The 26,273-nt window shown below is 42.8% G+C and carries 23 protein-coding genes; 21 read left to right on the plus strand and 2 right to left on the minus strand.

All coding sequences use genetic code 11. From position 1 onward, the window contains the following. Positions 1-48: 48 nt before the first annotated feature. From VBY75_RS08370 to VBY75_RS08385, 4 genes are all read left to right on the plus strand, one after another. Positions 49-798 carry an electron transfer flavoprotein subunit beta/FixA family protein gene (locus VBY75_RS08370; RefSeq protein WP_053954537.1) on the plus strand — a complete coding sequence of 250 codons (750 nt, stop codon included), beginning with the start codon at positions 49-51 and terminating at the stop codon, positions 796-798. Then, positions 795-1,724, plus strand: a complete 930-nt coding sequence (locus VBY75_RS08375) for an electron transfer flavoprotein subunit alpha/FixB family protein (RefSeq protein WP_222236509.1) — start codon at positions 795-797, stop codon at positions 1,722-1,724. The genes VBY75_RS08370 and VBY75_RS08375 overlap by 4 nt, the downstream gene beginning before the upstream one ends. Before the next feature lie 191 nt (positions 1,725-1,915). After that, on the plus strand, positions 1,916-3,760 hold the full coding sequence (locus VBY75_RS08380) for a DUF1302 domain-containing protein (protein ID WP_416511972.1): 1,845 nt from the start codon (positions 1,916-1,918) through the stop codon (positions 3,758-3,760). A 75-nt stretch (positions 3,761-3,835) separates the two neighbouring features. Further along, on the plus strand, positions 3,836-5,845 hold the full coding sequence (locus VBY75_RS08385; protein ID WP_416511974.1) for a S9 family peptidase: 2,010 nt from the start codon (positions 3,836-3,838) through the stop codon (positions 5,843-5,845). A gap of 3 nt (positions 5,846-5,848) precedes the next feature. Here the strand turns inward: VBY75_RS08385 and VBY75_RS08390 are convergent, their stop codons facing one another. Next, positions 5,849-6,643 (minus strand): glycosyltransferase family 2 protein, encoded by a 795-nt coding sequence (locus tag VBY75_RS08390; protein ID WP_271331887.1) that lies wholly within the window; start codon positions 6,641-6,643, stop codon positions 5,849-5,851. An 81-nt stretch (positions 6,644-6,724) separates the two neighbouring features. Here VBY75_RS08390 and ung point away from each other — a divergent pair, with 81 nt between their 5' ends. Further along, positions 6,725-7,375 carry a uracil-DNA glycosylase gene (ung, locus tag VBY75_RS08395; protein ID WP_416511977.1) on the plus strand — a complete coding sequence of 217 codons (651 nt, stop codon included), beginning with the start codon at positions 6,725-6,727 and terminating at the stop codon, positions 7,373-7,375. Here ung and VBY75_RS08400 read toward each other — a convergent pair. Further along, positions 7,362-8,759: an MBL fold metallo-hydrolase RNA specificity domain-containing protein gene (locus tag VBY75_RS08400; RefSeq protein ID WP_416511979.1), complete on the minus strand. Its 1,398-nt coding sequence runs from the start codon at positions 8,757-8,759 to the stop codon at positions 7,362-7,364. The two genes, ung and VBY75_RS08400, sit on opposite strands and share 14 nt — an antisense overlap. 361 nt (positions 8,760-9,120) lie before the next feature. On the opposite strand from VBY75_RS08400, the gene VBY75_RS08405 reads away from it, so the two are divergent. From VBY75_RS08405 to galE, 16 genes are all read left to right on the plus strand, one after another. After that, positions 9,121-10,287, plus strand: coding sequence for a nucleotide sugar dehydrogenase (locus VBY75_RS08405; protein WP_416511981.1), 1,167 nt, complete (start codon positions 9,121-9,123; stop codon positions 10,285-10,287). Between the two features lie 27 nt (positions 10,288-10,314). Next, on the plus strand, positions 10,315-11,322 hold the full coding sequence (locus VBY75_RS08410) for a Wzz/FepE/Etk N-terminal domain-containing protein (RefSeq protein ID WP_416511983.1): 1,008 nt from the start codon (positions 10,315-10,317) through the stop codon (positions 11,320-11,322). 65 nt (positions 11,323-11,387) lie between these two features. Continuing rightward, a complete protein-coding gene (locus VBY75_RS08415) occupies positions 11,388-13,190 on the plus strand; it encodes an ABC transporter ATP-binding protein (RefSeq protein ID WP_416511985.1) in 1,803 nt (600 codons plus the stop codon). Between the two features lie 44 nt (positions 13,191-13,234). Next, on the plus strand, positions 13,235-14,182 hold the full coding sequence (locus VBY75_RS08420; RefSeq protein ID WP_416511987.1) for a hypothetical protein: 948 nt from the start codon (positions 13,235-13,237) through the stop codon (positions 14,180-14,182). Continuing rightward, a complete protein-coding gene (locus VBY75_RS08425; protein ID WP_416511989.1) occupies positions 14,172-15,104 on the plus strand; it encodes a hypothetical protein in 933 nt (310 codons plus the stop codon). The genes VBY75_RS08420 and VBY75_RS08425 overlap by 11 nt, the downstream gene beginning before the upstream one ends. Positions 15,105-15,109: 5 nt before the next feature. Further along, on the plus strand, positions 15,110-16,108 hold the full coding sequence (gene pseB / locus VBY75_RS08430; RefSeq protein ID WP_416511991.1) for a UDP-N-acetylglucosamine 4,6-dehydratase (inverting): 999 nt from the start codon (positions 15,110-15,112) through the stop codon (positions 16,106-16,108). After that, positions 16,108-17,268 carry a UDP-4-amino-4,6-dideoxy-N-acetyl-beta-L-altrosamine transaminase gene (pseC, locus tag VBY75_RS08435; RefSeq protein WP_416511993.1) on the plus strand — a complete coding sequence of 387 codons (1,161 nt, stop codon included), beginning with the start codon at positions 16,108-16,110 and terminating at the stop codon, positions 17,266-17,268. The genes pseB and pseC overlap by 1 nt, the downstream gene beginning before the upstream one ends. Next, positions 17,265-17,954, plus strand: a complete 690-nt coding sequence (gene pseF, locus VBY75_RS08440; protein WP_416511995.1) for a pseudaminic acid cytidylyltransferase — start codon at positions 17,265-17,267, stop codon at positions 17,952-17,954. Before pseC ends, pseF begins: the two co-directional genes overlap by 4 nt. Beyond that, entirely contained in the window at positions 17,954-19,033 is a 1,080-nt protein-coding gene (gene pseG, locus VBY75_RS08445) for a UDP-2,4-diacetamido-2,4,6-trideoxy-beta-L-altropyranose hydrolase (RefSeq protein WP_416511997.1), read from the plus strand. The genes pseF and pseG overlap by 1 nt, the downstream gene beginning before the upstream one ends. Then, the gene (locus tag VBY75_RS08450; protein ID WP_416511999.1) at positions 19,030-19,668 is read left to right on the plus strand and encodes a formyltransferase family protein; all 639 of its coding nucleotides are present in this window, start codon (positions 19,030-19,032) and stop codon (positions 19,666-19,668) included. The genes pseG and VBY75_RS08450 overlap by 4 nt, the downstream gene beginning before the upstream one ends. Then, complete coding sequence (gene pseI / locus VBY75_RS08455; protein WP_416512001.1) at positions 19,661-20,713, plus strand: pseudaminic acid synthase; 1,053 nt, start codon at positions 19,661-19,663, stop codon at positions 20,711-20,713. Before VBY75_RS08450 ends, pseI begins: the two co-directional genes overlap by 8 nt. Position 20,714: 1 nt before the next feature. Continuing rightward, positions 20,715-22,082 carry a hypothetical protein gene (locus VBY75_RS08460; RefSeq protein ID WP_416512003.1) on the plus strand — a complete coding sequence of 456 codons (1,368 nt, stop codon included), beginning with the start codon at positions 20,715-20,717 and terminating at the stop codon, positions 22,080-22,082. 103 nt (positions 22,083-22,185) lie between these two features. Beyond that, positions 22,186-23,136, plus strand: coding sequence for a glycosyltransferase family 2 protein (locus tag VBY75_RS08465; protein ID WP_416512005.1), 951 nt, complete (start codon positions 22,186-22,188; stop codon positions 23,134-23,136). Between the two features lie 9 nt (positions 23,137-23,145). Continuing rightward, positions 23,146-24,243: an EpsG family protein gene (locus VBY75_RS08470; protein ID WP_416512007.1), complete on the plus strand. Its 1,098-nt coding sequence runs from the start codon at positions 23,146-23,148 to the stop codon at positions 24,241-24,243. Positions 24,244-24,297: 54 nt separating this feature from the next. Then, on the plus strand, positions 24,298-25,122 hold the full coding sequence (locus tag VBY75_RS08475) for a glycosyltransferase (protein ID WP_416512009.1): 825 nt from the start codon (positions 24,298-24,300) through the stop codon (positions 25,120-25,122). Positions 25,123-25,246: 124 nt separating this feature from the next. After that, the gene (galE, locus tag VBY75_RS08480; protein WP_416512011.1) at positions 25,247-26,260 is read left to right on the plus strand and encodes a UDP-glucose 4-epimerase GalE; all 1,014 of its coding nucleotides are present in this window, start codon (positions 25,247-25,249) and stop codon (positions 26,258-26,260) included. Positions 26,261-26,273 lie beyond the last annotated feature (13 nt).

The following is a 26,273-nucleotide window of genomic DNA, read 5'->3' on the forward strand; positions in this document are numbered from 1 at the left end:
GCACAATAAAGACCAACATTCAGAACATTCCAGAAAAAGGAAGACAACATGAAGATACTTGTCGCGGTTAAGCGCGTCATTGACTACAACGTCAAGGTGCGTGTTAAACCAGATCAGTCCGATGTCGATTTGGCGAACGTCAAAATGGCACTTAACCCATTCTGCGAAATTGCCGTAGAAGAAGCTGTACGCTTAAAAGAAGCCGGCACAGCAGACGAAGTCGTTGTAGTTTCTATTGGCCCTAAAGCGGTACAGGAGCAGTTACGTACTGCGCTGGCATTAGGTGCAGACCGTGCTATTCAGGTTGAAACCGACGACATGCCGGACTCTTTATCTGCCGCCAAAATTCTAAAAGGTGTGGTAGAGAAAGAAGGGCCGGACATGGTTATTCTGGGTAAACAGTCTATCGACTCAGACAACAACCAAACTGGCCAGATGCTGGGTGCCTTAACCGGTATGCCACAGGGTACTTTCGCGTCTAAAGTGGAAGTAGGCGACGGCTTTGTGAACGTCACCCGTGAAATTGACGGTGGTCTGCAAACCGTTAAATTGAACCTGCCGGCTATTGTCACTACCGACCTGCGTCTGAACGAACCGCGTTACGCGTCGCTGCCAAACATCATGAAAGCCAAGCGTAAGCCGCTGGAAACCACAAGCCCGGACGAACTGGGTGTGGAAGTTAAGCGCACTATTAAGCTGCTGAAAGTTGAAACGCCTGCGGAACGTAGCGCTGGCGTGAAAGTAGCTGACGTAGATGAGCTGGTCGACAAACTGAAAAACGAGGCGAAAGTATTATGAGCATCTTAGTGGTAGCAGAACACGACAATAACGCGGTTGACCCTTCAACGCTGAAAACGTTAGCCGCTGCACAGAAAATCGGTGGCGACATCGAGGTACTGGTTGCCGGTAAAGGGTGCTCAACCGTTGCTGAGAATGTGGCAAAAGCCGACGGCGTGAAAAAAGTCATGCTGGCAGATAACGAAGCTTACGAGCATCAGCTGGCTGAAAACATCAGTGAACTGGTTGCTGACTTAGGCAAAAACTACAGCCACATTCTGGCTCCGGCCACAACCACCGGCAAAAACTTCATGCCACGCGTTGCTGCGTTGTTAGACGTGGCACAGGTATCTGACATTATCTCGGTAGAAAGCGACGACACCTTTAAGCGTCCTATCTATGCAGGTAACGCCATTGCCACTGTGCAGTCAGAAGACAAAATTAAAGTCATTACCGTTCGTGCAACAGCGTTCGATGCTGTCGCAGAAGAAGGCGGTAGCGGCGAAGTTGAAAACATCGACTCCGTATTTAACAACGACAAATCGGAGTTTGTTGAAGAACAACTGGCAGAGTCTGAACGTCCTGACCTGACCTCAGCAGAAATCGTTATTTCTGGTGGTCGTGGTATGCAGAACGGCGAAAACTTCCACCTGCTGGAAGACGTAGCTGACAAACTGGGCGCTGCAGTGGGTGCATCACGCGCCGCGGTAGACGCTGGTTTCGTACCAAACGACATGCAGGTGGGTCAAACCGGTAAAATTGTTGCTCCGCAGCTTTATATTGCGGTCGGCATTAGTGGTGCTATCCAGCACTTAGCCGGTATGAAAGACTCTAAAGTCATTGTTGCCATCAACAAAGACGAAGAAGCCCCAATCTTCCAGGTGGCGGACTACGGTTTAGTGGCCGATTTGTTCGACGTATTACCTGAATTAAACAGCAAACTGTAATATTTGCTGAGTCTTTGTAACATTCTAGATTCGCTGCTGGCGCTCCATTTTTAGCGTCAGTAGCGACATTTTCCCGCATTTTTTCCAACAACTTGTTATATTTTCGTGTTCATACACTTGCATATTTTTAACTCATCGGACATGATTCAGACATAACCGCCAAACAAGTTTAAAGGATTAGGTGGCTCACAATGAAAAGAAGAACAACTATGCTAAAAAAACTTCCTCTGGCTACGGCCATTGCACTGAGCTTTGCGGCATCAGGCCAGGCTGCTGACTTCGAAGTCGGCGATTACGAAATTAAATTCGACTCTATTCTGTCTTACGGCGCTGCATGGCGTATGGAAGATCAGGCTAACCACCTGATGCATCCGGGCAACCGCCAGGGCGGAACGGCACAGTCAAGCGTGGGTGACGACGGTAACCTGAACTTTGATAAAGGTGATTTAGTATCATCCGTAGTCAAAGGCGTACACGATTTAAGCATTGATGGCGGAAGCCACGGTGCCTTTATTCGTTTCAACTATTGGTACGATCACGTCGTTTCTGAAGAGAACATGGCGCACGGTCACCCGGGTAACAACTACTACCCGGACACCAAACTGAACGACAGCGTATTCGACGACTACTCTCAAGGTAAAGGCGTTGAATTACTGGATGCCTTTGTCTACGCCAACTTTGACTTAGGCGATATGCCAGCCAGCGTTCGTTTAGGACGCCAGGTATTAAGCTGGGGTGAAAGTACCTTCGTTTTCAACGGTATTAACGACATTAACCCGCTGGATGTAAACGCGGCACGTCGTCCGGGCGCAGAAATTAAAGAAGCTCTGTTACCTGTCGGCATGTTGAGCACCAGCATTGGCTTAACCAATACCTTAAACTTAGAAGCTTTCTACCAGTACGAGTGGGACAACACTAAACTGGACGGCTGTGGTACTTATTTCTCAAGTGTCGATATCATCGGCGGCCCTGGCTGCGGTAAAGTCACACTGAACCCACAGTTAGTACCAGGTGACCCAGACAGCTACCTAAGTGACTTCGAGTCAGTACAAGCAGGCGCTTATATTGGCAGCAACCCTACGCTGGAAGCTTCAGACAGCGGCCAATGGGGTGCTAACCTGCGTTACTACTCAATGGACTTAGACACAGAATTTGGTGTTTACTACCTGAACCTGCACAACAACACGCCAATTATTTCGGCGTACAACTGGACAGTGGACCCGCGTCCATTCCAGCAAGCGGCAGGCGCAGCGGGTCAGCAACTTGGCTATACCTGGTCAACGCCTAACGGCTATCCGGTAGACGGACCTCGTCTGGTTATTGAATACCCAGAAGACACCAGTGTCATCGGTTTAAGCTTCAGCACTAATTTAGGCCTTTGGTCTGTTGGTGGTGAGTACAGCTACCGCGACGGTGTGCCGGTACAAATTAACACCACCGAAATTTTAACCGCTGGTTTGCGTCCAAACGTGCCAAGCACCTTTGCTGACCGTGTTAACAACTCTGAACTGGGTGAGTTAGCTCACGGCTACGACCGTATGGACGTTAGTCAGGCGCAGGTAAGTTTTGTGCGCTTTGTTGACCGTCTGTGGGGTTCTGACCGCATGACCTTTGTGGGTGAAATTGCCACTAACCAAGTACATGACTTACCGGGTCTGAACGAACAACGCTACGGTCGTTTGCCACTTTATGGTAAGTGCTTAAGTGCAGAAGACACTGGTGCACCGGCCGACATGAACTGCGACGGCTTTGTCACTTCAAACTCGTGGGGCTACCGTACCCGCTTCCAGTTTGAATACAAAGACATTTGGCAGGGCTGGGGTTTAACGCCTGTGGTTCAGTTTAACCACGACGTTAATGGTTACTCACCAAACAGCAACTTTATTGAAGACCGTAAGTCGCTGGGCGTTAACTTAGTAGCGGACTACCTGTCTACTTACAAAGTGAGCCTGGGTTACACCACCTTCACCGGCGGTGACTACGATGCGACCACTGACCGTGACTATGCGTCAGTCAGCTTCTCTTACGCGTTCTAATACATTGATTCACACCGTGAATCACGATAAAACCGTCTCTACCGAGGCGGTTTTTTATTTTCCGGGGGAACAACAATGAAAAAATGGATAATTGCGGCAGCCGCACTGGCCTTGTCAGGCACAGTAGCAGCCCAGGAAAAGTTTGAATTAGAAGACGTATTCACGCTGGAATACGCATCTTCGCCGACTATTCACCCCAGCGGTGAATGGACCGTGTTTGTGCGTCAGTCCATGGACATTAACAACGACCGTAAAGTAGGGCGTTTATGGGCCAGCCTGCCCGACGGCGATATTCGTCCGTTAACCGGTGAGCAGGGCAGCGAAAGCCAGCCGGTGTGGTCACCAAATGGTGATCGCTTAGCTTATGTCTCTACTGAAACCGGTTCACCGCAGGTGCATATCTACTGGGTAGACTCTGGCGACAGTGCGGCAGTAACGCAGCTGACACAAGCGCCGTCGAACCTTAGCTGGTCACCCGATGGCAGCCAAATTGCTTTTTCCATGTTCACACCAAAATCAAAGCCGGCTCCGGTCAGCTTACCGGGCAAACCCGAAGGAGCTAACTGGACCGAAGCGCCTAAGTACGTCGACAAAGACAATTACCGCTTCGACGGCGGTGGCTACGCAAAAGACGGTCATCAGCAAATTTATGTTATGCCCGCAACCGGTGGTTCGCCACGTCAGCTAACCGACGACGAATTCAACCATGGCGGTCAGCTGGCCTGGTCACCCGACAGCAAGCACATTTTCTTTTCGGCGAACCGTCGCGACGACGCTTTTCGCCAGCCTGTTAACAGTGAAATTTACCGTCTGACCTTAAGCAGTAAAGAAATTTCAGCGGTTACCGACCGTAATGGCCCGGACAGCTCGCCAAAAGTGTCGCCAGACGGCGAAAAAATTGCTTTTACCGGTTACGACGACACCAAAATGAGCTTTCAGGCAGCTAAACTCTATGTCATGGCGTTGGACGGTTCAAATGTGCAAGTACTGGCTGACGATTTAGACCGCAGCGTTACCGGGTTTTCCTGGGATACCGACAGCCAAGGCATCTATTTCACCTACGACAACAATGGCGTTGGCCAGCTGGCACGTACCAACTTAAACGGCGAATACAAGAACCTGACCGACCGCGTTGGTGGATTGTCGTACAGTCGGCCATACGGCGGTGGTGACTTCAGCGTTGCCAAGGGTGATCGCATTGCCTTTACCATCTCTAACCCCATGCGTCCGGCAGAGCTGGCGTTATGGGACAGCGGTGACGTTCAGAAGCTAACGCGTTTGAACGAAGACGCCTTAGGCCACAAACAATTAGCCAAAGTCGAAGAGATTAACTACAAATCCAGTGTTGACGGTATCGACTTACAAGGCTGGATTGCTTACCCGCCGGGCTTCGACAAAGACAAAGAGTACCCGTTAATGCTGGAAATTCACGGTGGCCCGCATACCAATTATGGTCCGCGTTTTGCTGCTGAAATTCAGTTATTTGCGGCGGCAGGCTACGTGGTGCTGTACACCAACCCGCGCGGCAGCACCAGCTACGGTTCCGACTTTGCTAATGAAATTCACCATAACTACCCAAGCCACGACTACAACGACTTAATGGACGGCGTAGACGCGGTTATCGACAAAGGCTTTATTAACGAAGACGAGCTGTTTGTCACCGGTGGTAGTGGTGGTGGTGTGTTAACCGCCTGGATAGTCGGTCATACCGACCGTTTTAAAGCTGCGGTTGTGGCTAAGCCGGTGATTAACTGGTACAGCTTTGTGTTAACGGCTGATATGTACAACTTCTTCTATCAGTACTGGTTCCCGGGCATGCCATGGGACAACCTGGAACATTACATGAAGTATTCGCCTATTAGCTACGTGGGTAATGTGACTACGCCAACCATGCTGCTGACCGGTGAAAACGACTACAGAACACCCATGTCAGAAACCGAGCAGTATTATCAGGCACTGAAACTGGAAGGCGTGGACACCGCTATGGTGCGCATTCAGGATTCAGGCCACGGTATTTACGCGCGGCCCAGCAACTTAATGAACAAAGTTGCTTATATCCTGCATTGGTTTGATAAATATCGTTAGGGGCTAATGCTCTGACTTCTCAACATCGTCGCCGCGCTTACGTCGGTAAGCGCGTTCATATAGCTTGGCTTCGGTCAGGAAAAAATGAAACGCGTCGATGTTGGCTTTAATAAAGCCGCGCCATCCGGCTAAAAACATGCGGCGAATAAAGTAAAACTTAATGAACATCAGCGGGAATATCAGCAGCACGCGCGCCAGGCTGCAGTGCCTGCCGCGCTCTTCCCGTTGCTTAGCCTTTAGCAACGAGTATTTGTTCAGCTTGTCCATATAACCATGAGCCGAATCATAACCGTAGTGTTTAACGTCAATAGGCAAGTGTGCTAGTGGCGGCTCTACCTCAATGTGCTCATGCACTTTGGTGGACGTATTCCACTGCGACTTCGACTTACGATACACCCTGCGGAAACGGTGATGCCGATGGTAAGGCAGTGAGTGCCCCATAAAAATGTCGTCGTGCGCCAGGTAAATGCCATTAATATCGCCTTTGGCAATACGCTGCTGTATTTGCTCAAAAGCGCCTTCCGGCAATACTTCATCGCCGTCCAGGTTAATTACCCAGTCGTTACGGCACTGCTCCAAAGCAAAAGCCTTTTGTCTGGCGTAACCTAACCAGTCCTGATGAATAATGCGGGCACCGTGCTTTTCGGCAATGCTGAGTGTGTCATCGGTTGAGCCCGAATCCACCAGCACAATTTCATCAGCGCCTTTTACACTGGCCAATACTTCATCCAGGTGGCGACCTTCGTTTAACGTAATTAAATAAACACTGACTTTAGGTAACTGACTTTGCTCAGACATGGGTAACCTTGCGCATCTTTAGTTGAGAATCAGGATCATATCGTTTTATCATACAAAAACAATAACAACGGAAACATCCATATGCCCTGGAGCGATCTCCTAGCCGAAGAAAAACAAAAGCCCTACTTTCAAGAACTGTGGCAGCGCGTTGAACAGGCGCGTCAGCAAAGCGTGGTGTACCCACCAAAAGAAGATGTATTCAACGCACTGAAGCTGACCGAGCCCGAAAACATTAAAGTGGTTATTTTAGGGCAGGACCCATACCACGGCCCCGGGCAGGCGCATGGGTTAAGCTTTTCAGTGCCCGAAGGCGTTAAGTTTCCGCCCTCGCTGCGCAATATGTTCAAAGCCATAGCTATGGACTACCCCGACACCGTACTGCCAAAACACGGTGATTTAACCAGCTGGGCAGAGCAGGGTGTGTTGCTGCTGAATACCGTACTGACCGTAGAGCAGGGCAAAGCACACAGTCACGCCAGTTGGGGCTGGGAAGCCTTTACCGATACCGTTATTAGCAAAGTGTCTGAGGCCACCGAGCATGTGGTCTTTTTACTGTGGGGCTCGCACGCACAAAAGAAAATCCCCTTAATAGACGGCAACAAGCATTGCATACTAACGGCACCACACCCGTCGCCGTTGTCAGCGCACCGCGGCTTTTTCGACGCCAACCATTTTCGTAAAGCCAACGATTATCTGCAGGAGCATGGTCGGCAGCCAATTAAGTGGGCGTGATCACATCCCCGTATCGCTCTTTTATCTTTGCTGCCAATGCCGCACGCGCATCGGGCTCCCCATGAATTAACCGTATACGCTTTACCGGTTCTTCGGTGGCGTCAATAAAGTCCAGCAGCTCTTGTTGGTCGGCGTGAGCGGAGTAGCCGCCTAAGGTATAAATGCCCGCTTTAATCCAAATGCGCTGATGGTCTAATTCTACATAGCCGCCTTTAGGGCCGTAAGTCTGAATGTCACGCCCCGGCGTACCGGCCGCCTGATACCCCACAAACAGCACATCGGTGCGCGGGTCGGGCAGTAAGGCTTTTAAATAGTTGAGCATACGCCCGCCGGTACACATACCACTGGCAGCAATGACAATGCAGGGGTCACCACTGCTTTGCAGGTAGTTCACTATGCGCTCGTGTTCGCTGTGCTCATCCACAGTCAGCAGGCGGTCAAAATTAAGCGGGTGGCGGTCTTCATCTAGGCGTTTGTGGGCGTCCTCGTCCCATAAATCCTTCATTGCGCGGTACTGCTTAGTAAACTGCGCTGCCAGAGGGGAATCGAGAATTACCGTCATTTTATGCCAGACAGGATTTTTCGTGCCGGTTTTCGCTTCTTCTTCACGCGCCTGGTGGATAATATCTTCCAGCTCATATAAAAGCTCCTGCGTACGGCCAATACTAAAGGCCGGAATTAAAATGGTGCCTTTATTTTCAACACAGCGCTCAACTACCGATTTTAACCGCTGCGCACGGTCAGCGCGGGATTCATGGTTTTTGTCGCCGTAGGTACTTTCCAGCAACAGAAAGTCCGCACGCTCTAGTGGCGTAGGGTCGGGAAGCAGAGGCGTGTTTTTACAACCTAAGTCACCAGAGAACACAACACGGTAGTGAGTCTTCACATTTTCAATTTCAACATAAGAAGAACCGAGAATATGGCCAGCCTGACGAAAGCGCAGTTTAAAAGTCTCTGCAGCAAATTCGGCGGGCAATTCAAGCCATTGATGATAAGCAACAGGGTTTAGCTGGCGCCGCAGCCGGGCAATTACCGCGTCGATAATTTCAGCGTTACGGGTTAAGCCTATTTTTAAGGCGTCTTCAATAACCAGCGGTAGTAACAGCGCTGTAGCTTTGGTGCAATAAATAGGACCGTTGAAACCCGCAATGAGTAACCATGGTATGCGACCTACGTGGTCAATGTGGCAGTGGGTTACTACCAATGCCTGTACCTTGCTGATATCAAAGTCTATTTCCTGGGCGCTGGCGTCGGCACGCGAGCCCGAGGTTTCAGCCCCCTGAAACAAACCGCAGTCAATTAACAGTGAGTGGTTACTGTCTAACAAAAGCTCGTGGCACGAGCCGGTAACCCCTTCAAAAGCGCCGTGGTGAATTACATCCATGTTTTTGGTTCCTTGTGTTGCTATTTTCTGTGCCTGCCTAATACCTGTAGCCTGACATTTATGTCAGGTGAGATACTGTTCCTGACGTAAATGCCAGGCCACAAATTGAGATTACATAAACGAGCGAGAAACCGCCATAGGACAAAAGGGTGAAAAACAAAAGGAACCAACCGCTTAAAATATCGTCAAAACTTTGCAATAAAGCCTTTGTAGGCCAAGGGCTGCATGCGGTATCATACGCGCTTGATCTAAATTTAGTGAAGCATAAATTACAACAAAAACAGCAGCACCATCGGTCTGTGGGAACCGCACACTCACGGGCGGTAGCGTGCCCAATCGTTGCATTTAGGGTTAAAAGCTAATGAAAATTGCAGTAGCAGGTACAGGATACGTAGGTTTATCCAATGCGGTTCTCCTTGCACAAAAAAATAGTGTTGTCGCCGTAGATATAGACGACGAAAGAATTAAAAAAATTAATAATAAACAGTCACCTATTGTCGACAAAGAAATTCAGCACTTTTTACAGGAAAAGCCCCTTAACCTCACTGCAACCACCGACGCACATTCTGCCTACCAAAGTGCCGAGTTTGTGGTTATCGCCACCCCCACCGACTACGACCCGCAAACTAATTACTTCAACACCAAAACCGTTGAAAGCGTAATAAGCCAGGTTATGGAAGCGAACCCTAATGCCGTTATGGTTATTAAATCGACCATTCCGGTTGGGTATACGCAGTCGCTAAAAGAAAAGTTCGGCACCAAGAACATTCTATTTTCGCCAGAATTCCTGCGCGAAGGCAAAGCTTTATACGACAACCTGCATCCGTCACGCATTATTGTCGGTGAGCGTTCAGAGCGCGCAGAAACTTTTGCCAATTTGCTTAAGCAAGGCGCAGAAAAGCAAGACATTGAAACACTCTTTACCGACAGTACTGAAGCCGAAGCCATTAAGCTGTTCGCCAATACTTATCTGGCCATGCGCGTGGCTTATTTTAATGAACTGGACACCTACGCAGAAGTGCACGGTTTAGACACCAAGCAAATTATTGAAGGTGTGTGTTTGGATCCGCGCATCGGTTCGCATTACAACAACCCCAGTTTTGGTTACGGTGGCTATTGCCTGCCAAAAGACACCAAGCAACTCCTTGCTAACTACGACGACGTACCACAAACCATGATTAAATCGATTGTGGATGCCAACCGTACCCGTAAGGACTTCATTGCTGAGCAAATTATAGAAAAACAACCTAAAGTAGTGGGTGTGTACCGTTTGGTCATGAAGTCGGGGTCAGATAACTTCAGGGCATCGGCCATTCAAGGTGTTATGAAGCGCATTAAAGCTAAAGGCATAGAAGTTGTGGTTTACGAACCTGAGCTAAAAGAAGAACGCTTCTATAACTCGCGGGTTATTAATAACTTGACAGAATTTAAAGCTGCGTCGGAAATTATACTCAGTAACCGGCTGGCCGATGACTTAAAAGACGTGCAAGCGAAGGTGTATACGCGCGATATTTTTAATAATGATTAGCCAAACAACGATTAGATAAGAAAAAACATGACACAAGATAATCAAAGCTCGAATAATAATCAGCAGTCCTCGGTGCCTTACGGGCCAGGACAATACCCGCCGAATTACTATGTGCCACCTCACTCGCAAGAAGATGAAATAGACTTGCGCGAATTGTTTGGCATTATCTGGGAAGGAAAGTGGTGGATTATTGCCATTACCTTTGTATTTGCAGTGGCGTCTGTATTTTATTCGTTAAGCTTACCAAATATTTATAAAGCCGAGGCGACATTAGCGCCAACCGAAGAGGCGCAAGGCCAGGGGTTTGGTGAAGAACTTGGCGGCTTGGCAAGTTTGGCAGGCATTAGTATGGGTAAGCAGCAGGTTGATAAAGTGACAATGGCAATGGAAATATTGCAGTCTCGGCAATTCATTAAAAACTTTGTTGAGAAACATGATGTTTTACCAAAAGTAATGGCGGTAAGAAAATGGGATCAACAAAGTGGTGAGCTAATTTATAATGAAGAAGTCTATAACCCGAAAACGAATGAATGGGTGAGAGAAGTTGCTCCCTCTAAAGATCCTGCGCCTAGCAGCTGGGAGTACGTAAGGATTTTCCAAAATAATATGCTTAGTGTTGAAAAGGATAATTCTGCTACAGGATTGATTAATTTAGCGGTATACCATCGTTCTCCTGATGTTGCTAAAGAATGGGTCGATTGGCTTATTGAAGACGTTAACAATCACATGCGTAGTCGTGATATTAATGAGGCCAAGCGCAGCATGGCTTATCTAGAAAAAGAGTTAGCAGCTACCAACTTAAACAGTATGCAACAGGTGTTTTATAAGCTAATAGAGCAGCAAACTCAAACTATCATGCTAGCAAATGCTCGACCGGAGTATATTTTTCAAGTTTTAGATCCAGCTGTAGTTCCTGAGCAAAAAGATGCCCCATCTCGAGCTTTGATCTGTATTATTGGAACTTTTTTGGGGGCACTTTTATCTTTATTGATAGTTTTCATACGACGCTTAGCTATAACAAATAAAAAATCTTAGTTAGCTTTATATAATGATTTTCCCGTGCCAGAAACAAAAAAATCCCCAAGGCAAAAATAAAAAATATGCTTAAACGCTTAAGAAGACTTTTTAATTTATTAACGGCGGAACAAAGAAAGCGCTTAATAAGGCTGCAGGTGCTTGTAGTCCTTATGGCTTTTGCAGAGGTTGCGGGGGTTGCAGCTATAGGTCCCTTTATGGCTTTAGTTGGAGATATTAGCTTGCTAGAGGGGGATGGTAGGCTAGCACAGTTCTATACTTTAAGTGGCTTTGAAGATCCGAGAGACTTCCTATTTTGGATAGGGATTGGGGTGCTTGTTATACTATCGTGCGCGACTATTGTTTCAATGTTTACTACGTGGCGGCTGTCTATATACGGAGCCCAAGTTGGGGCTGAAATTTCAACTCGATTATACAAACACTACATGTGTCAGCCTTGGTTGTTTCATGCAAGCGGAAGTAGTAGTCAGTTAACAAATCGTATCGCACAGGAAGCCACTCGGATAACAAATCAAGTTATCCAGCCTTTAATGTTGATGAATGCTAAAGGTACACTGGCTATAGTAATGGCTTCAGCTATCTTAATTTTTAATCCTTTGGTAGCTCTTGCTGGATTGTTAATTTTCGGCACAGCCTATTTAATTCTTTATAAAACTGTACGTAGGCGTCTAAGCAAAAATGGTCGTAATATATCTAGGGCGAATCAGCAACGCTTTAAATTAATGAATGAAGGGTTTGGTGGTATTAAAGATACCTTATTATTAGGGCGACAAGGTGACTTTAATAAGCGCTTTGAAAAAGCCTGTATACAGTTTGGTCGAGCACAAGGCGTTACACGAGGTTTGTCGCAGACACCCCGCTACGCAATGGAACTTATTGCTTTTGGTTCCGTAATTTTTCTGATTCTTTACTTACTATCAGCTTACGATGGAAACCTTGGTGATATTTTGCCTGTTTTATCATTCTATGCTTTAGCTGGCTTTAAGCTGCTACCTGCATTCCAGCAAGTTTATACTAGTTTAGCACAGGTCAAGGGGAACATTTCTTCTTTTGATAGTATAGAGCCTGACTTGTTGGCTAGTAAGAATCAAGCAAATATTAATTTAACTAAAGAGAAGAAAAAGCTTAAACCAAAGAAAGTTATCAGTTTGGAGAATATAAGCTTTAAATATCCAGAGAAAGAAGATAAAGCACTCGATAGATTAACTTTAAACTTACCCGTGAATAAAGTCGTCGGTTTAGTAGGAGCTTCCGGTTCAGGAAAATCAACAGCCATAGATGTTTTATTGGGATTGATAGAACCGGAGGACGGGAAGTTACTGGTTGATGGACAAATTATAGAGGGTGATAGAAAAAGAGCTTGGCAAAACTCTGTTGGTTTTGTACCGCAGTCCATCTTTTTGGCTGACTCTAGCATACGAGAGAACATTGGGTTTGGTATCCCTCCGAATGAAATTAACGAAAGTCGAGTGAATGAGGCTGTTCGTCTAGCACATTTGGAAGAGCTTGTAGAGCAACTTCCAGAAGGGTTAGATACTCGAGTAGGGGAGCGAGGCGTTCAACTTTCTGGTGGTCAGAGACAGCGAATAGGAATTGCTAGAGCACTTTACGACGACGCTGAAGTTTTAGTTCTAGATGAAGCTACAAGTGCTCTTGATGGTATAACAGAGAAGTTAGTTATGGATGCAATTTATGATTTTTCTGGAAAAAAGACGATTATTATGATTGCTCACCGACTTTCAACTGTGAAGAACTGCGATTTGATTTATCTAATGGAGAATGGACGAGTAAAATCTTCAGGGACATTTTCTAGTTTAATTGAATCAGATAGTTTCTTTTATGAGCAAGCAAAATTAGCAGAACAATAGAACTTATTTTTATAAATAAAACTTATATTTTAAGAAGCAAAGTTATGAAAAAAATTTTTTTGCATTTAGGATTCCCTAAAACTGGCACAACTGCTCTCCAGCAAAATGTATTGAGAAAATTGCATTCACATGAATTTTTTTTTGCTGGAACTCCAAATCAATCGGATGACTTTAAATATTCTTCAGAGCAATTAGATGTAAACCAAGCTTTCTTTGATTATGTTGCTCTGGGTAAACCGTTCGATAAAGTTAAAATTAAAAAAATACTAGATGGGTATAAAGGTGTTCTTATCTCAAGAGAAGGAGTCTTATCGTCTTCAGTGAAGTCATTGGGAGATGATGAGCCAGTTCCTATTGGAAAGATTTTTAAGAGAGCTAAAGAGTTTGCCTTGTTGATTGATGGTGAGGCAATAGTAAAACCTATTGTAATTTTAAGAAAGCAGGATGAATTACTTCACTCACTGTTTTGCCAGCGAACACGTTTTTCTAGTACATCAGATTTTAATATGTACATTGACAAATTCATTTCTGAACCTTCTCATTATGAACAACTGAATTACTTTAAGTTATTAGGTGAACTTCGGAATGTTTTTGGCCAAGAAGTCGTTTATTACGATTTTTACGAGCGCTTTGAGTCTAATGCGGAGATGTTTCTTAAAGATTTCTTAAGCTTTCTGAATGCTAAGGAATTGCGCATTGAAAGCGTGGAGAAATCTAACGTAAGAAGAGTGTCTAGCAAAAAGCGCTTAGGTCGAGATTACTCACTGGTTAGTATCTTGGGTTACTACAAAAGAAAGCTAGGAATTAAGAAAAGCTTTAAGCTAAATATCTTACGAAGTGTACTTAATAGAATTAAATTAAAAGGTAGATCTATCGTCTTGGAAGACGACGTTAGCAGGCGAATAAGAGAAGTTTATTCCAAATCAAACTCAGACTTGCTTTCAAATATTGATTACGACTTCAGTGTAGTAGGGTATAAAGATGAAGTTTAATGCATTTGGATTATGTTTAGAGCTAAAGAAGGGAAAGATTGATAATAGTGAGAAAGTCGATGCTGATTTAATCAGGTCTCACATAACTAAGTTAAATAATCAACACATTGAGTATCTTAGAAAATTGTCCTTAGAAGAGATCTCGTCAAGATTGACGAGTATATCTTATGAAAAAGTCGATAGCTTAAATGCAGAACGGTGTTTAAAAGAAAATGGAATTGTTGCTTTCCCATCGGTTTTTGAAGAACAAGTAAGAAATACTGATTTAGCTATTAGCCAAGTACTTGATATAGTCTCTAATTTTAATAAGTCAGAGAAGGTTTGGGATGAAACTCAAAAGTATTTAATCCAAAAAGGTTCATCAAGGATAAGAGGCTATAACGCTTTAGCTAGTTATGCTAAGCCAGTAATTTTCATTCGCGATGGTTCAGACGAAGGAATGATCGATGTCTTTAATGCCGATATATTATTTCCAGATTTTTTTAATGAAGTAAAAAACTCCTTGTCAGAAGATAGCGTTACTCATTTATTAAGCGAGTCAGGAAAGAGACTCAAGCCTAAGAATTTCAACTTATATGTGAATAAGGGAGTAGTGAATACAAGAGGCTTCCATGTTGACTCTTATAGTTCACAAGTTAAAGGGTTTGTTTATTTGAGTGATGTGTTTTCGTTAGAACAAGGGCCTTACACTTATGTAAAAGAATCATCGGACGATTCGACCTTACACAGTTTAAATCAAGCTATTTCAGGTTTGGATAAAGTAAAAACAGAAGCTCCTATAATTTTTCAAAAGAATATTGTTCCTATGTTTGGTGGTAAAGGTTCTTTTATAGTCTCTGATCAAAGTGGAATTCATAGAGGATTTCCGCAGTGCTCAGATGCTTTTAGAGCAGTTGCAGTTATGAATTACACTCAGGTTTAATCGAAATGTTTAAAAACAAAACAATTTTAGTTACAGGTGGTACGGGCTCTTTTGGACATAAGTTTATTCCAATGACGCTCAAGAAGTACAATCCCAAAAAAATCATAATTTTCTCCCGCGATGAAATGAAGCAATGGGAAATGGCTAAACTTTTTCCTAACGATGATCGGCTTAGATTCTTCATCGGTGATGTTCGAGACCGAGATCGACTCTACCGTGCTCTTGATGGGGTGGATTACGTAGTTCATGCAGCGGCGACTAAAATCGTTCCAACGGCTGAATACAATCCGTTTGAGTGCGTTAAAACTAATATCCATGGTGCAATGAACGTGATTGATGCAGCCATTGATAAAGGTGTGAAAGGGGTAGTGGCGTTATCGACGGATAAAGCTAGCAGTCCAGTTAACTTGTACGGCGCTACAAAACTTGCATCGGACAAATTATTTGTCGCTGGTAATTCATACGCAGGTGGTCACAAGACCAAGTTTTCAGTGGTACGTTACGGCAATGTTATGGGATCTCGTGGTTCGGTGATTCCATTCTTTATGTCCATTCGCGATAAAGGCGTTTTACCGATTACAGATGAGCGCATGACCCGATTTATGATTTCCTTAGAGCAGGGGGTTGAGCTTGTGTGGCATGCATTTGAGGATATGATCGGCGGCGAAATTTATGTAAAGAAAATCCCGTCAATGAAAGTGACGGATGTTGCTCGTGTGGTTGCTCCAGAAGCCGAGCAGGAAGTGGTCGGCATTCGTCCGGGCGAGAAGCTGCATGAGCAGATGATTGGCTTTGAAGATGCGCCGTATACGTATGAATACCCAGAGCACTTTAAAATCTTGCCTGCTATCCACAACTGGGATAAAGACGCAAACCGTATAAAAGACGGACAAAAGGTTCCTGAAGGCTTTATCTACTCCAGCGATAATAACAGTGAGTGGATGAACGATGAGCAGCTTAAAAGCTGGCTGAACCAAAATTACGAACAGATCGGTAAAATCTGATGATCCCATACGGAAAGCAAGATATTCAACAGTCGGATATTGATGCGGTTGTTGAGGTTTTAACCTCAGATTTTTTAACGCAGGGACCAAAGGTCCCTGCTTTTGAGTCAGCAGTAGCCGACAAAGTAGGAGCGGGGCACGCGCTTGCTGTTAATAGTGCGACCTCAGCATTGCATATAGCCTGTCTGGCTCTCGGCCTCAGAGAAGGTGACTGGCTGTGGACCACGCCGATTACTTTTGTGGCTTCAGCCAATTGTGGGTTGTATTGCGGTGCCCAAGTTGATTTTGTTGATATAGATCCGAAAACTTATAACATTAGTGTCAGTGGATTGAAAGAAAAGCTGGAACAAGCCAATTCTGAAAACCGGCTACCCAAAGTACTGGTAGTGGTTCACCTGTGTGGTCAGCCTTGTGAGATGCAGGAGATAAAGGCTCTAGCAGATGAATATGGCGTGAAAATCATTGAAGATGCTTCGCATGCGATTGGTGGTAAATATAAAAATAATTACATCGGTAATAGTTGTTACAGTGACATTACTGTTTTCAGTTTTCATCCAGTCAAAATTATTACCTCTGCGGAAGGCGGCATGGCGCTGACTAACAGTGATAAACTGGCCTGGCGGATGAGCCTGCTCCGTAGTCATGGTATTACCCGGGATCCGTCGCAAATGACACAGGATCCGGATGGCCCTTGGTACTATCAGCAAGTTGATCTGGGTTTTAACTACCGGATGACTGAGCTTCAGGCTGCATTGGGGTTGAGTCAGCTTGAGCGGCTTGATGAGTACGTAACAAAGCGACATGCATTAGCAAAGCGATACGATGAATTATTAAAAGACTTACCGATTACTCGTCCGTACCAACACGTAGACAGCTATTCTGGCCTTCACTTGTACGTTATTCGTTTAAAGCGTAATGAGCTTTCTGTTAGTCATGGAGAGGTATTTGAGTCATTGAGAGCGCAAGGTATTGGTGTCAACTTGCATTACATTCCGGTTCATACACAACCGTATTATCGGCAGTTTGGTTTTAAGGCAGAGGACTTCCCCGAAGCTATATCTTATTATCAGGAAGCAATTAGCTTGCCAATGTACCCGACACTGAGCAAGGGCGAACAAAACGAAGTGGTGGAATCGCTGAGAAAGGCCCTGAGACTATGAATATCGCGGTTATACCAGCCCGTGGTGGAAGCAAACGGATTCCGCGTAAGAACCTCAAGGAATTCTGTGGTAAGCCTATGATAGCTTGGGCGATTGAAGCGGCCAAAGCCAGCGGATGTTTTGATGATATTATTGTGTCGACGGACGATGATGAGATTTCAACGATTGCGCAAGCTTATGGCGCATCAGCGCCGTTTAAGAGACCGGGAAATTTGTCTGATGATTACACCGGCACTACTCCCGTTATTAAGCATGCCGTTGAGTGGTATGAAATGCATGTTAAACCAGTCAGCTATGTCTGTTGTATTTATGCAACAGCCCCGTTTTTGCAACCAGAAGATATCCGGCAGGGATTAGCATCGGTTAAAGATACCGGTGTCGATTATGCATTTTCGGCAACTAGCTATGCGTTTCCTATTCAACGTGCTCTGCGTCTTTCTGAGGGGGGCAGAGTCAGCATGTTTCAGCCGCAGCACTTTAATACCCGCTCGCAGGATTTGGAAGAAGCTTGGCACGATGCAGGCCAGTTTTATTGGGGAGAAGTGGGTGCCTGGACTAATGAAAAAACATTATTTTCAGAGCGCTCTGTAGCGGTAATGCTTCCTCGCCACCGCGTGCAAGACATTGATACGCTGGAAGATTGGACGCGTGCCGAGTGGCTGTTTAAAGCTATGCAGGAAGTCTAATGAAAGCTGTATTTCGTGTGGATGCCTCGCTTGAAATGGGTTCCGGTCATGTTATGCGATGTTTAACGTTAGCTGGTGAGCTCAGTCGTCGAGGCTTCGAGTGCTCTTTTATTTCAAGAAGGCAATCTGGTGACCTAACTGACACAATAAAAGCGCACGGTTATGTTGTTCATGAGTTGCCGGAAAGCGAGATAACGACTGATACCTACTTAACTCACGGGCATTGGTTAAAAGGTGGGCAGCAAAGAGATGCACGGGAAACGGAAGCTGTTTTAGAAAACCTGATACCAGATTGGTTGGTGGTTGATCATTACGGTATTGATGAAGTTTGGGAGAGGCAGTTAAGAGGCTATGTTAAAAAGATTCTAGTTATTGATGATTTAGCCGACCGTAAACACGACTGTGACGTTCTTATAGACCAGAATTTAGGCCAGGAAAGTACAATGTATCGTCCTTTGGTATCTAAAGGCTGTCTGATTTTAACAGGCTGTCTATACGCTCTGTTGCGTTCTGAGTTTATTGATTATAGGCAGAGTAGTCTTGAGTATCGTAAAGGGAAGACTCAAATTGACCGGGTTCTGGTAACTATGGGCGGGGTTGATAAAGATAACCATACCGAAAAAGCGTTAAACGCTCTGACCCTCAGCACTCTTGATGATAAGACTGAAGTTAAGGTCGTATTAGGAAAAGAAGCTCCTTGGTTTGCTGAGGTGAAAAAGCAAGCTGAAAAAAGTCGCCTTAATGTTCAGGTGAAAAGCAACGTATCCAATATGGCGGAATTAATGAGTCAGTCGGACTTTGCTATTGGTGCAGCAGGAAGTACTTCTTGGGAGCGTTGCTGTCTGGGGTTACCGACGCTGATGTGTGTGCTAGCGGATAACCAGCGCGGAATAGCTGAGGCTTTGATGCAGTCAGGTGCGGCTGTTTTTGTTGCTGAAGACGTCGAAAATTTGCGTTTAGAAATTAATCGTTTTAAACAATCTTCTCAGAAGTTAGAGCTTATATCAGCGCAGGCGGCATCTTTGGTTGACGGTCTCGGTACGGAGCGAGTAGCAACTGAAATGGAAAAAATATTATGAAGATCAGTGTGTTGTGTAGTAGCCCAGAGCACCCTATCGTTGGAAAGATAAAAGCGTGGTGCGAAGAGCAGCCGCATGATGTTGAGTTACTGCATTCTAAATCTGAACTTAGTAATGGCGATATTTTGTTTTTAGTTTCCTGCTCGGAGCTTATAGCTGAATCTGAACGGCATAACTATCAACACACGCTGGTACTGCACGCCAGTGATTTACCCAAAGGCCGTGGATGGAGTCCTTATATCTGGGAGCTCCTTAAAGGAGCCGAAACCATTACGGTTAGCCTGTTAGAAGCTGCGGAGCCAGTGGATTCTGGACGTGTTTGGGCGAAAGAGTCATTTCATGTCGGTAAAGACTGGCTTTGGGATGAAATTAATGAGGCTTTGTTTGAGGCTGAATTGGCTCTGATGAGCTATGCAATAGAGAATAGAGAGCATATCAAGCCAAAAGTGCAGGACGACAGCGAGGGAAGCAGTTATTACCCTAAACGCACTCCAAAAGACAGTGAGCTTGACGTAGACAAATCGTTAAGAGAGCAATTTGATTTAATCAGAGTGTGTGATCCGCGGCGTTATCCCGCGAAATTTAAGCTCTATGGGCACACCTATAAAGTTACAGTGGAGAAGACCGATGACTAAACAGTTTATCACTATTGACGGTCGTGAAATATCTCAAGAGACAAGCCCTTATATTATTGCTGAAATGTCAGCTAATCATAATGGCGACATCGAAAACGCTTTCAAAATTATATCGGAAGCCAAGAAGGCTGGTGCCGATGCGCTGAAAATTCAAACTTATCGTCCAGATACGATAACGCTTAATTCAGATAATCCGGATTTTTTAATTAATGAGGGATTATGGGAGGGTCGTACGCTTTACGAACTGTATGAATGGGCGCATACCCCCTGGGAGTGGCATAAACCGTTGTTTGACCATGCTCGAAAGGAAGGTATTACCATATTTAGTTCTCCTTTTGATAACACCGCGGTTGATTTATTGGAAGATTTAAATGCTCCTGCTTATAAAATAGCGTCATTTGAAGCTGTTGATTTAGCGTTAATTAAGTATGTCGCCAGCACTGGAAAACCGATGATAATTTCTACTGGCATGGCAGATGCAGAGGAAATACAAGAAGCGATAGACGCTGCACGTGGAGCAGGCTGCAAGGAGCTGGCGATTTTACATTGTGTGAGCGGTTATCCGGCACCTGCAGAAGATTATAATTTAAGAACTTTGGAGGATATGCGGAAGCGCTTTAATGTGTTGACTGGGTTATCTGACCACACACTGGATAATACCACGGCGATAGTGAGTGCTAGTCTAGGGGCTTCCATTATCGAAAAACACTTTACTCTGGATAGAAATGGTGGCGGTCCGGATGATAGTTTTTCATTGGAACCTGCTGAACTTTCCGCTTTGTGTCGAGACAGCAAAACAGCAAGAAAAGCGCTGGGGCAGATTGACTACGGACGAAAATCGAGTGAACAAGGAAATGTCAAATTCCGCCGTTCCTTATACTTTGTGAAGGACTTAAAAGCTGGCGATGTTATTACTAAAGATTGTATTCGGAGTGTGCGGCCTGGGTATGGGCTCTCACCAAAATACTTAGACGAATTGCTTGGGAAGAAGGTAAAAGTTGATATTGCTGCTAACGTTGCTGTAAGTAAAGAGTTTTTTTTCTAGGATGAGTTGGCTTAGACGCATCAATAGTGTTTTGAAAAAAGAGCCGGAAACTTGGCTTGCGTATCTGCATGGGCAAAAATTTGATAGTTTGCAGCATTTGAAGGAAGCTCAAACCAAACACAAAGGCAGATTCATACGGATATTGGTTTGGTTCTTGGTCTCGATAAAAAAAACAAGACTCAAATATAGTCCCCAGAAAATTCACTGCGAATATTTGGCTTATGCAGGTACTAGAAATCAAAAGAACTCATTAGATAAAACGATAGAGTACTTGCGTTGTAAAGGTCATAAAGTATCTGTTATTGCACCTGAAGAAATATTGACAGAAGAAGAAACGATTGAAAAGGGATATTTTGCAATACATCATAGCCCTCTAGAATTACTTAAATCATTATTACTTTTATTTTTACGGTTCAGGAAACTTCGAGCACAATTGAAAAATAAAAATAGAAAACTGATTAGTGAACGGTTAGATAATTTTCTAAAAGTTTATAATTATTTAGTATATTTCGATAGGTTATTAAGTGATACTGACGTAAAAATGGTTATCGTATCTAATGACCATAACCTTCAAAATAGATCATTTTTGGCTCTTGCGCGTAGTTATAATATCAAGACGATATATATGCAGCATGCATCTGTTAGTAATTTATTTCCTGCGCTAAACGTAGACTATGCTTTCCTAGATGGCTTATCCGCATTAGAGACCTACCGTGAATGTGAAAAGAATTATCCATCGACTGATCCGCCGAAGGCGAAGCGGCAAGTATATTTATCAGGTCAAAAGAAATACTTGAAGTTATCCACTATAAGTGATGTTGATAGAGTTGGGTTAGCACTTAATAGTTTAGATTCGCTAGATGATGCTCAGAAGTTAATCTCTTTCTTAGCCGCAAAAAATTATGAAATTAAATTAAGGTGGCATCCAAGTCTGTCAGGTAATGCAATAGAAAGAATGTACAGCAGGTTTGAAGGCTTTGAAATTATGTACAGTAATCCTAGAGAAGAATCGTTAATTGAATTCTTTTCTAGCGTTAGTTGTTTAATAGCTGGGAACAGTAGCATTCATTTAGAAGCTGCTTTATGTAATCTTCTTCCAATTTATTATGAAATAACAGATTCAGAAATTCCTGACTACTATAGTTATGTGAAAAATGGAATTGCTATTCGAGCAAATGACTTTATCGATATTTATAATATAATTAAGAAATTTTGTATAAGTGGAAGTCCAATAGATAATAAGAAAATACAGTATTATAGTTCAACATTTGGCACAGAGTGGGAAAACCGTGAGGGGGAGTTAGTGGCTGAAGTTATAAGTAATATAACAAATAATTTGACACCGCCAATTAAAGCTAATTCAATATAGTTTCCGTTATTAATTAACTCCTACCAAAAAATATTTTAGATACTAATCCTTTACCTAATTCATAAAACTTATTCTGTATTTAGTTAAAATATTGAGATTCAATATGTCTTTTTCAGTTGTTGTATCATTTCTAGATCGATCTTCCTTTTTTACGCGTTTGCTCGAATCGGTTCAAAAACAGACTGCTCAAGTTAACGAGTTACTTATCATCGATAACGGTTCTAAGTTGAGTGAAATAGATTCAGTGGTTAAGAAAATAAGGAATTCCAACTTAACTAATATTGAAGAGGTGACAGTTGTTTCGACAGTTAGAAAATTTAATGCAAATACAGCAAGGAATCTTGGACTTGAACTATCTAAGCAAAAGTATGTAGCCTTTTTAGACTCTGATGACTGGTGGGAGCCAGATCACTTAGAGAATGCTCTTAACTTGCTAGAAGCTACTGGTAAAGCTGCCTGTTATTGCGGAGCTAATGTAATTTCATCGAATAGTGTTAATCGTCGTATCATATCTAGAGATGTTAATAAGTTTTCCAATCCTTTAGAGTTTTTATCTTCCGTAGGTAGTATTGCTCAAACATCTAGCTACGTAGTAGAAAGAAACAAAATTTTAGATGCCGTAACTTGGGATGAAAACCTATTAAGGCATCAAGATTACGATTTTTTTCTAAGTGTCTTTGTATCAACCGAAGGTTGGGCTTTCGGTAAAAATATTACTACTAATATTGATTGGAATGATTGGTCCATAAAAAATAAAAAAATAGACTTTAAATCTATAGGGTATTTTTACGAAAAGTGGGAGCGGTATGCCAAAGAGTCATACTCTTCAAAATTAAAAATTTATAAATTAATAGTTAATGCTGTTAGTTACGATGTTATATCAAAAGAGGATAGAATGTACTTGGAACAAGTGTTAATCGATCTTTCCTTAAATAGAAGAACATTCAAGAAAACTTTCAGAAATATCTTAAGTGCAGCCGTTAGTATTTCTTCTGTTTTGTTACTTATGAGAAGGTCTATTAAGAGTTTTCTTTCCGATCATTCTAAATACTAATTTAATTAAATGTATTTTTTAATTTTTTCCGTCTTTCTGATATTCTACGCAAAGACCTATGAGATTTCTAGCGATAGGTTTTCAAGTTTAATACTATTCCTTTTGTTAGTTTCTTTGTATTCTTTCTTACCTGCATTGCAGTATGAAGTAGGAACGGATTATAATTCTTATTATCAATCAGTTTACAAAGATAGCAAGTCTTCTGTTTTTTTTAATAAAGGTGAATTCTTATTTCACTATTTAATTGAATTTATCGAAGCCTTATCGCTTCATCAACAGTTTATATTTGTCTTTTCCGGAATAATTCAAGGCGCTCTTTTCGTAAACATACTTAGAGTCTTTCGCCGTCAAGGTTATTCTATTTCTCTAATTGCGTTTCTGTTTATTGTAGTTACAGGAATTTATCATAACCAATTGAATGGATTAAGAAATTATATAGCAATACTGTCGTTTGTTAATTTATGCCTTTATTCTGCTGAAAATAAATACATTAAATCAATTATTATAGCTATATTTGGAGCTCTATTTCATCAATCCTTTCTTCTTGCTGTAATTTGTACTCTCCCAATAATCTTATTTAAACATAAAATATATAAGAATATTTTTTTGGTTTATCTTTTATCATTTTTGGTTTTTGCATCAGGCACGCCTATGTTAATTCTTGAGAATCTGATTAACATTTTTGCTCCTTTCTATGCACATTACTTAAACTATGAAAGTTCAGTTTCAGCACTGAATATCGCTACTAGAGCTATATACGTTCCTATAGCTCTGGTGTTTTTTTGGTATTTTTATAAGGTTTTAAAGAAAAAAGGCCTTTCTGATTTTGATAAAGCTATACTATCAATATGGGCAGTCTCGGCTAATTTGTTTTTTCTTTTAATTTATTGGGGGCCTTTCTTTAGACTCATAGGGTATTTTTCTTTCTTTTCAATAGTCCCGATCTATTTTGTTTTAAGATCTAAAGAGATTAACAAAGAAATGAGATATATAATTTTGCTTCTATTGATAGCTTCTTATATTCCGAAAGTTACATTTTTTGCGGAGGGTGAATATAGTTATAGCTCTATTATCCAATCAAGTTTGAAAAGTCATGATCCTCCTTAGCTTCAGACTTTGTATAGACTATGAAAATTAAACTCCCCGTTTTGGTTGAATTATATGAATGATAAAACGTTATGCGTCGCAATCTCAACAATTGGTGATTTAAGCTCGGAGCTATTAGAAAAGCTAGAGGGTTATACTTCTCGGTTGAACTCCGGTATAGATTTTTTGGTGATTTCGCAAAAAGCAAGGAGAAATCACTTTTTAGATATTAACCCTAGGTTAAGAATAATTTTTTCTACTGATATTGGATTAAGTAAAAGTCGTAACTTGGCTATAAATGAATCGAAATGTAGTTGGATTTGGTTTCAAGATGATGATATCGACCTTAATATACCTTCGGTAAATCGCCTTTATTTTGAGTTAACTAAATTCGATCCAGACTTTTGTTGTTTGAAGATTGCTTCATCCGAAGATCACAGCAAGCCATTTAAGAATTATTCTTTCTTAAATTGGTCAACTCCATTAAAGGCAATGAAAATATCTTCTATAGAGTTAGTTGTTAGAAAGTGTCTTATTCAGGGTGAACGTTATAATTTTGATCCGAATTTAGGACTCGGAACATCATTGCCAAGTTGTGAGGAGAACTTATTTTTCTATAATTTTTTGTTGAAAGGAAATGGGAAAATAAATCAACACAAATTTGATGAATACGTTGCTTACCATACTACAGATCTTGATGTTAGAAATTTAGATCATACTCAAAGGGTGAAAGCAAGGGGCTTTTTTCTATCAAAAATAAAGTTTATACATGCGTTTCCACTGCTTCTATATTGGTCCCTTAGGAAGGAGCGGAAAGGTATAACTAATAGGTTAAAAAGGTCAAAGGCTCTATTAGAGGGTTATAGGCAAGGCCTTGATAAGGAGTCTACCCGTTTGTGAGTGGCCTATAGGAATAAGTTATAGAGTCCAAGGTTTAATTTCTTGTTCCGAGTTGAAGGCAATTAGTAGAATGATGCTTTTAATCGCAAGTTGTTAGAAGCTTCTCGTTAAGGAAATGGTACCTATGATTTTAGTTACAGGCGGTGCTGGGTATATCGGTTCTCACACAGTTTTAGAGCTCTTGAACTTCGGATATGAAGTTTTGGTGCTTGATAGCTTAGAGAATGCTTCCCATGAGAGCTTAAAGCGAGTTGAGCAAATTACAGGGAAGAAACTCACTTTTTTACAAGGTGATGTTCGTGATGAACTGCTACTGGAGCGTATATTTGATGAGTACTCGATATTTTCGGTACTACATTTTGCTGGATATAAATCAGTCGGGGAAAGCGTGAAGAATCCCTTAAAATATTATGATAATAATTTTAAGGGAACGTTAACCTTGTTAACCGTAATGGAGAAGTACTCAGTAAGAAATTTAGTTTTTTCGTCTTCAGCTACAATCTATGGATCCACTTCCGATGTTCCCATAATGGAAGATTCTCCCATAGGAAAGACAGCTAATCCTTATGGAACTTCTAAGTATATAGTCGAGCGAATGTTGGCTGAGCTGTCTATATCTAATGATAGCTGGTCGATTTTTTCGTTGAGGTATTTTAACCCTGTAGGAGCCCACAGCTCTGGAATGATTGGAGAGGATCCTAAAGGTACCCCGAATAATCTATTGCCATATATCAGTCAGGTTGCGATTGGGCGGATGCCGCACCTTAGTATATTTGGTAGAGATTACCCTACTAAAGATGGTACTGGTGTTAGAGACTATATTCATGTCGTTGATCTTGCTTTAGGCCATATCGCGGCTTTACAGAAAATTGAGTCAGTGAAGGGTTTTGAAACTATTAATTTAGGGACGGGTAATGGGTATTCTGTTTTAGAAGTTATTGATATGTTTGAAGAGGTTACGGGTAAAAGAGTTCCTTATGAAGTCGTTGCTCGACGCCCAGGTGATTCAGCTATATCTTTCGCATGTTCTAAAAACGCAGAAGTGAAACTCCAGTGGAAGGCGAAGTATAATCTAAGAGACATGATACGCGATACCTGGAACTGGCAAATTAAAAACCCAAATGGTTATTCCAATTGAAAGGTTGTGAAAT

The organism is Idiomarina sp. HB, from assembly GCF_048059115.1.
Lineage (GTDB): Bacteria > Pseudomonadota > Gammaproteobacteria > Enterobacterales > Alteromonadaceae > Idiomarina > Idiomarina abyssalis.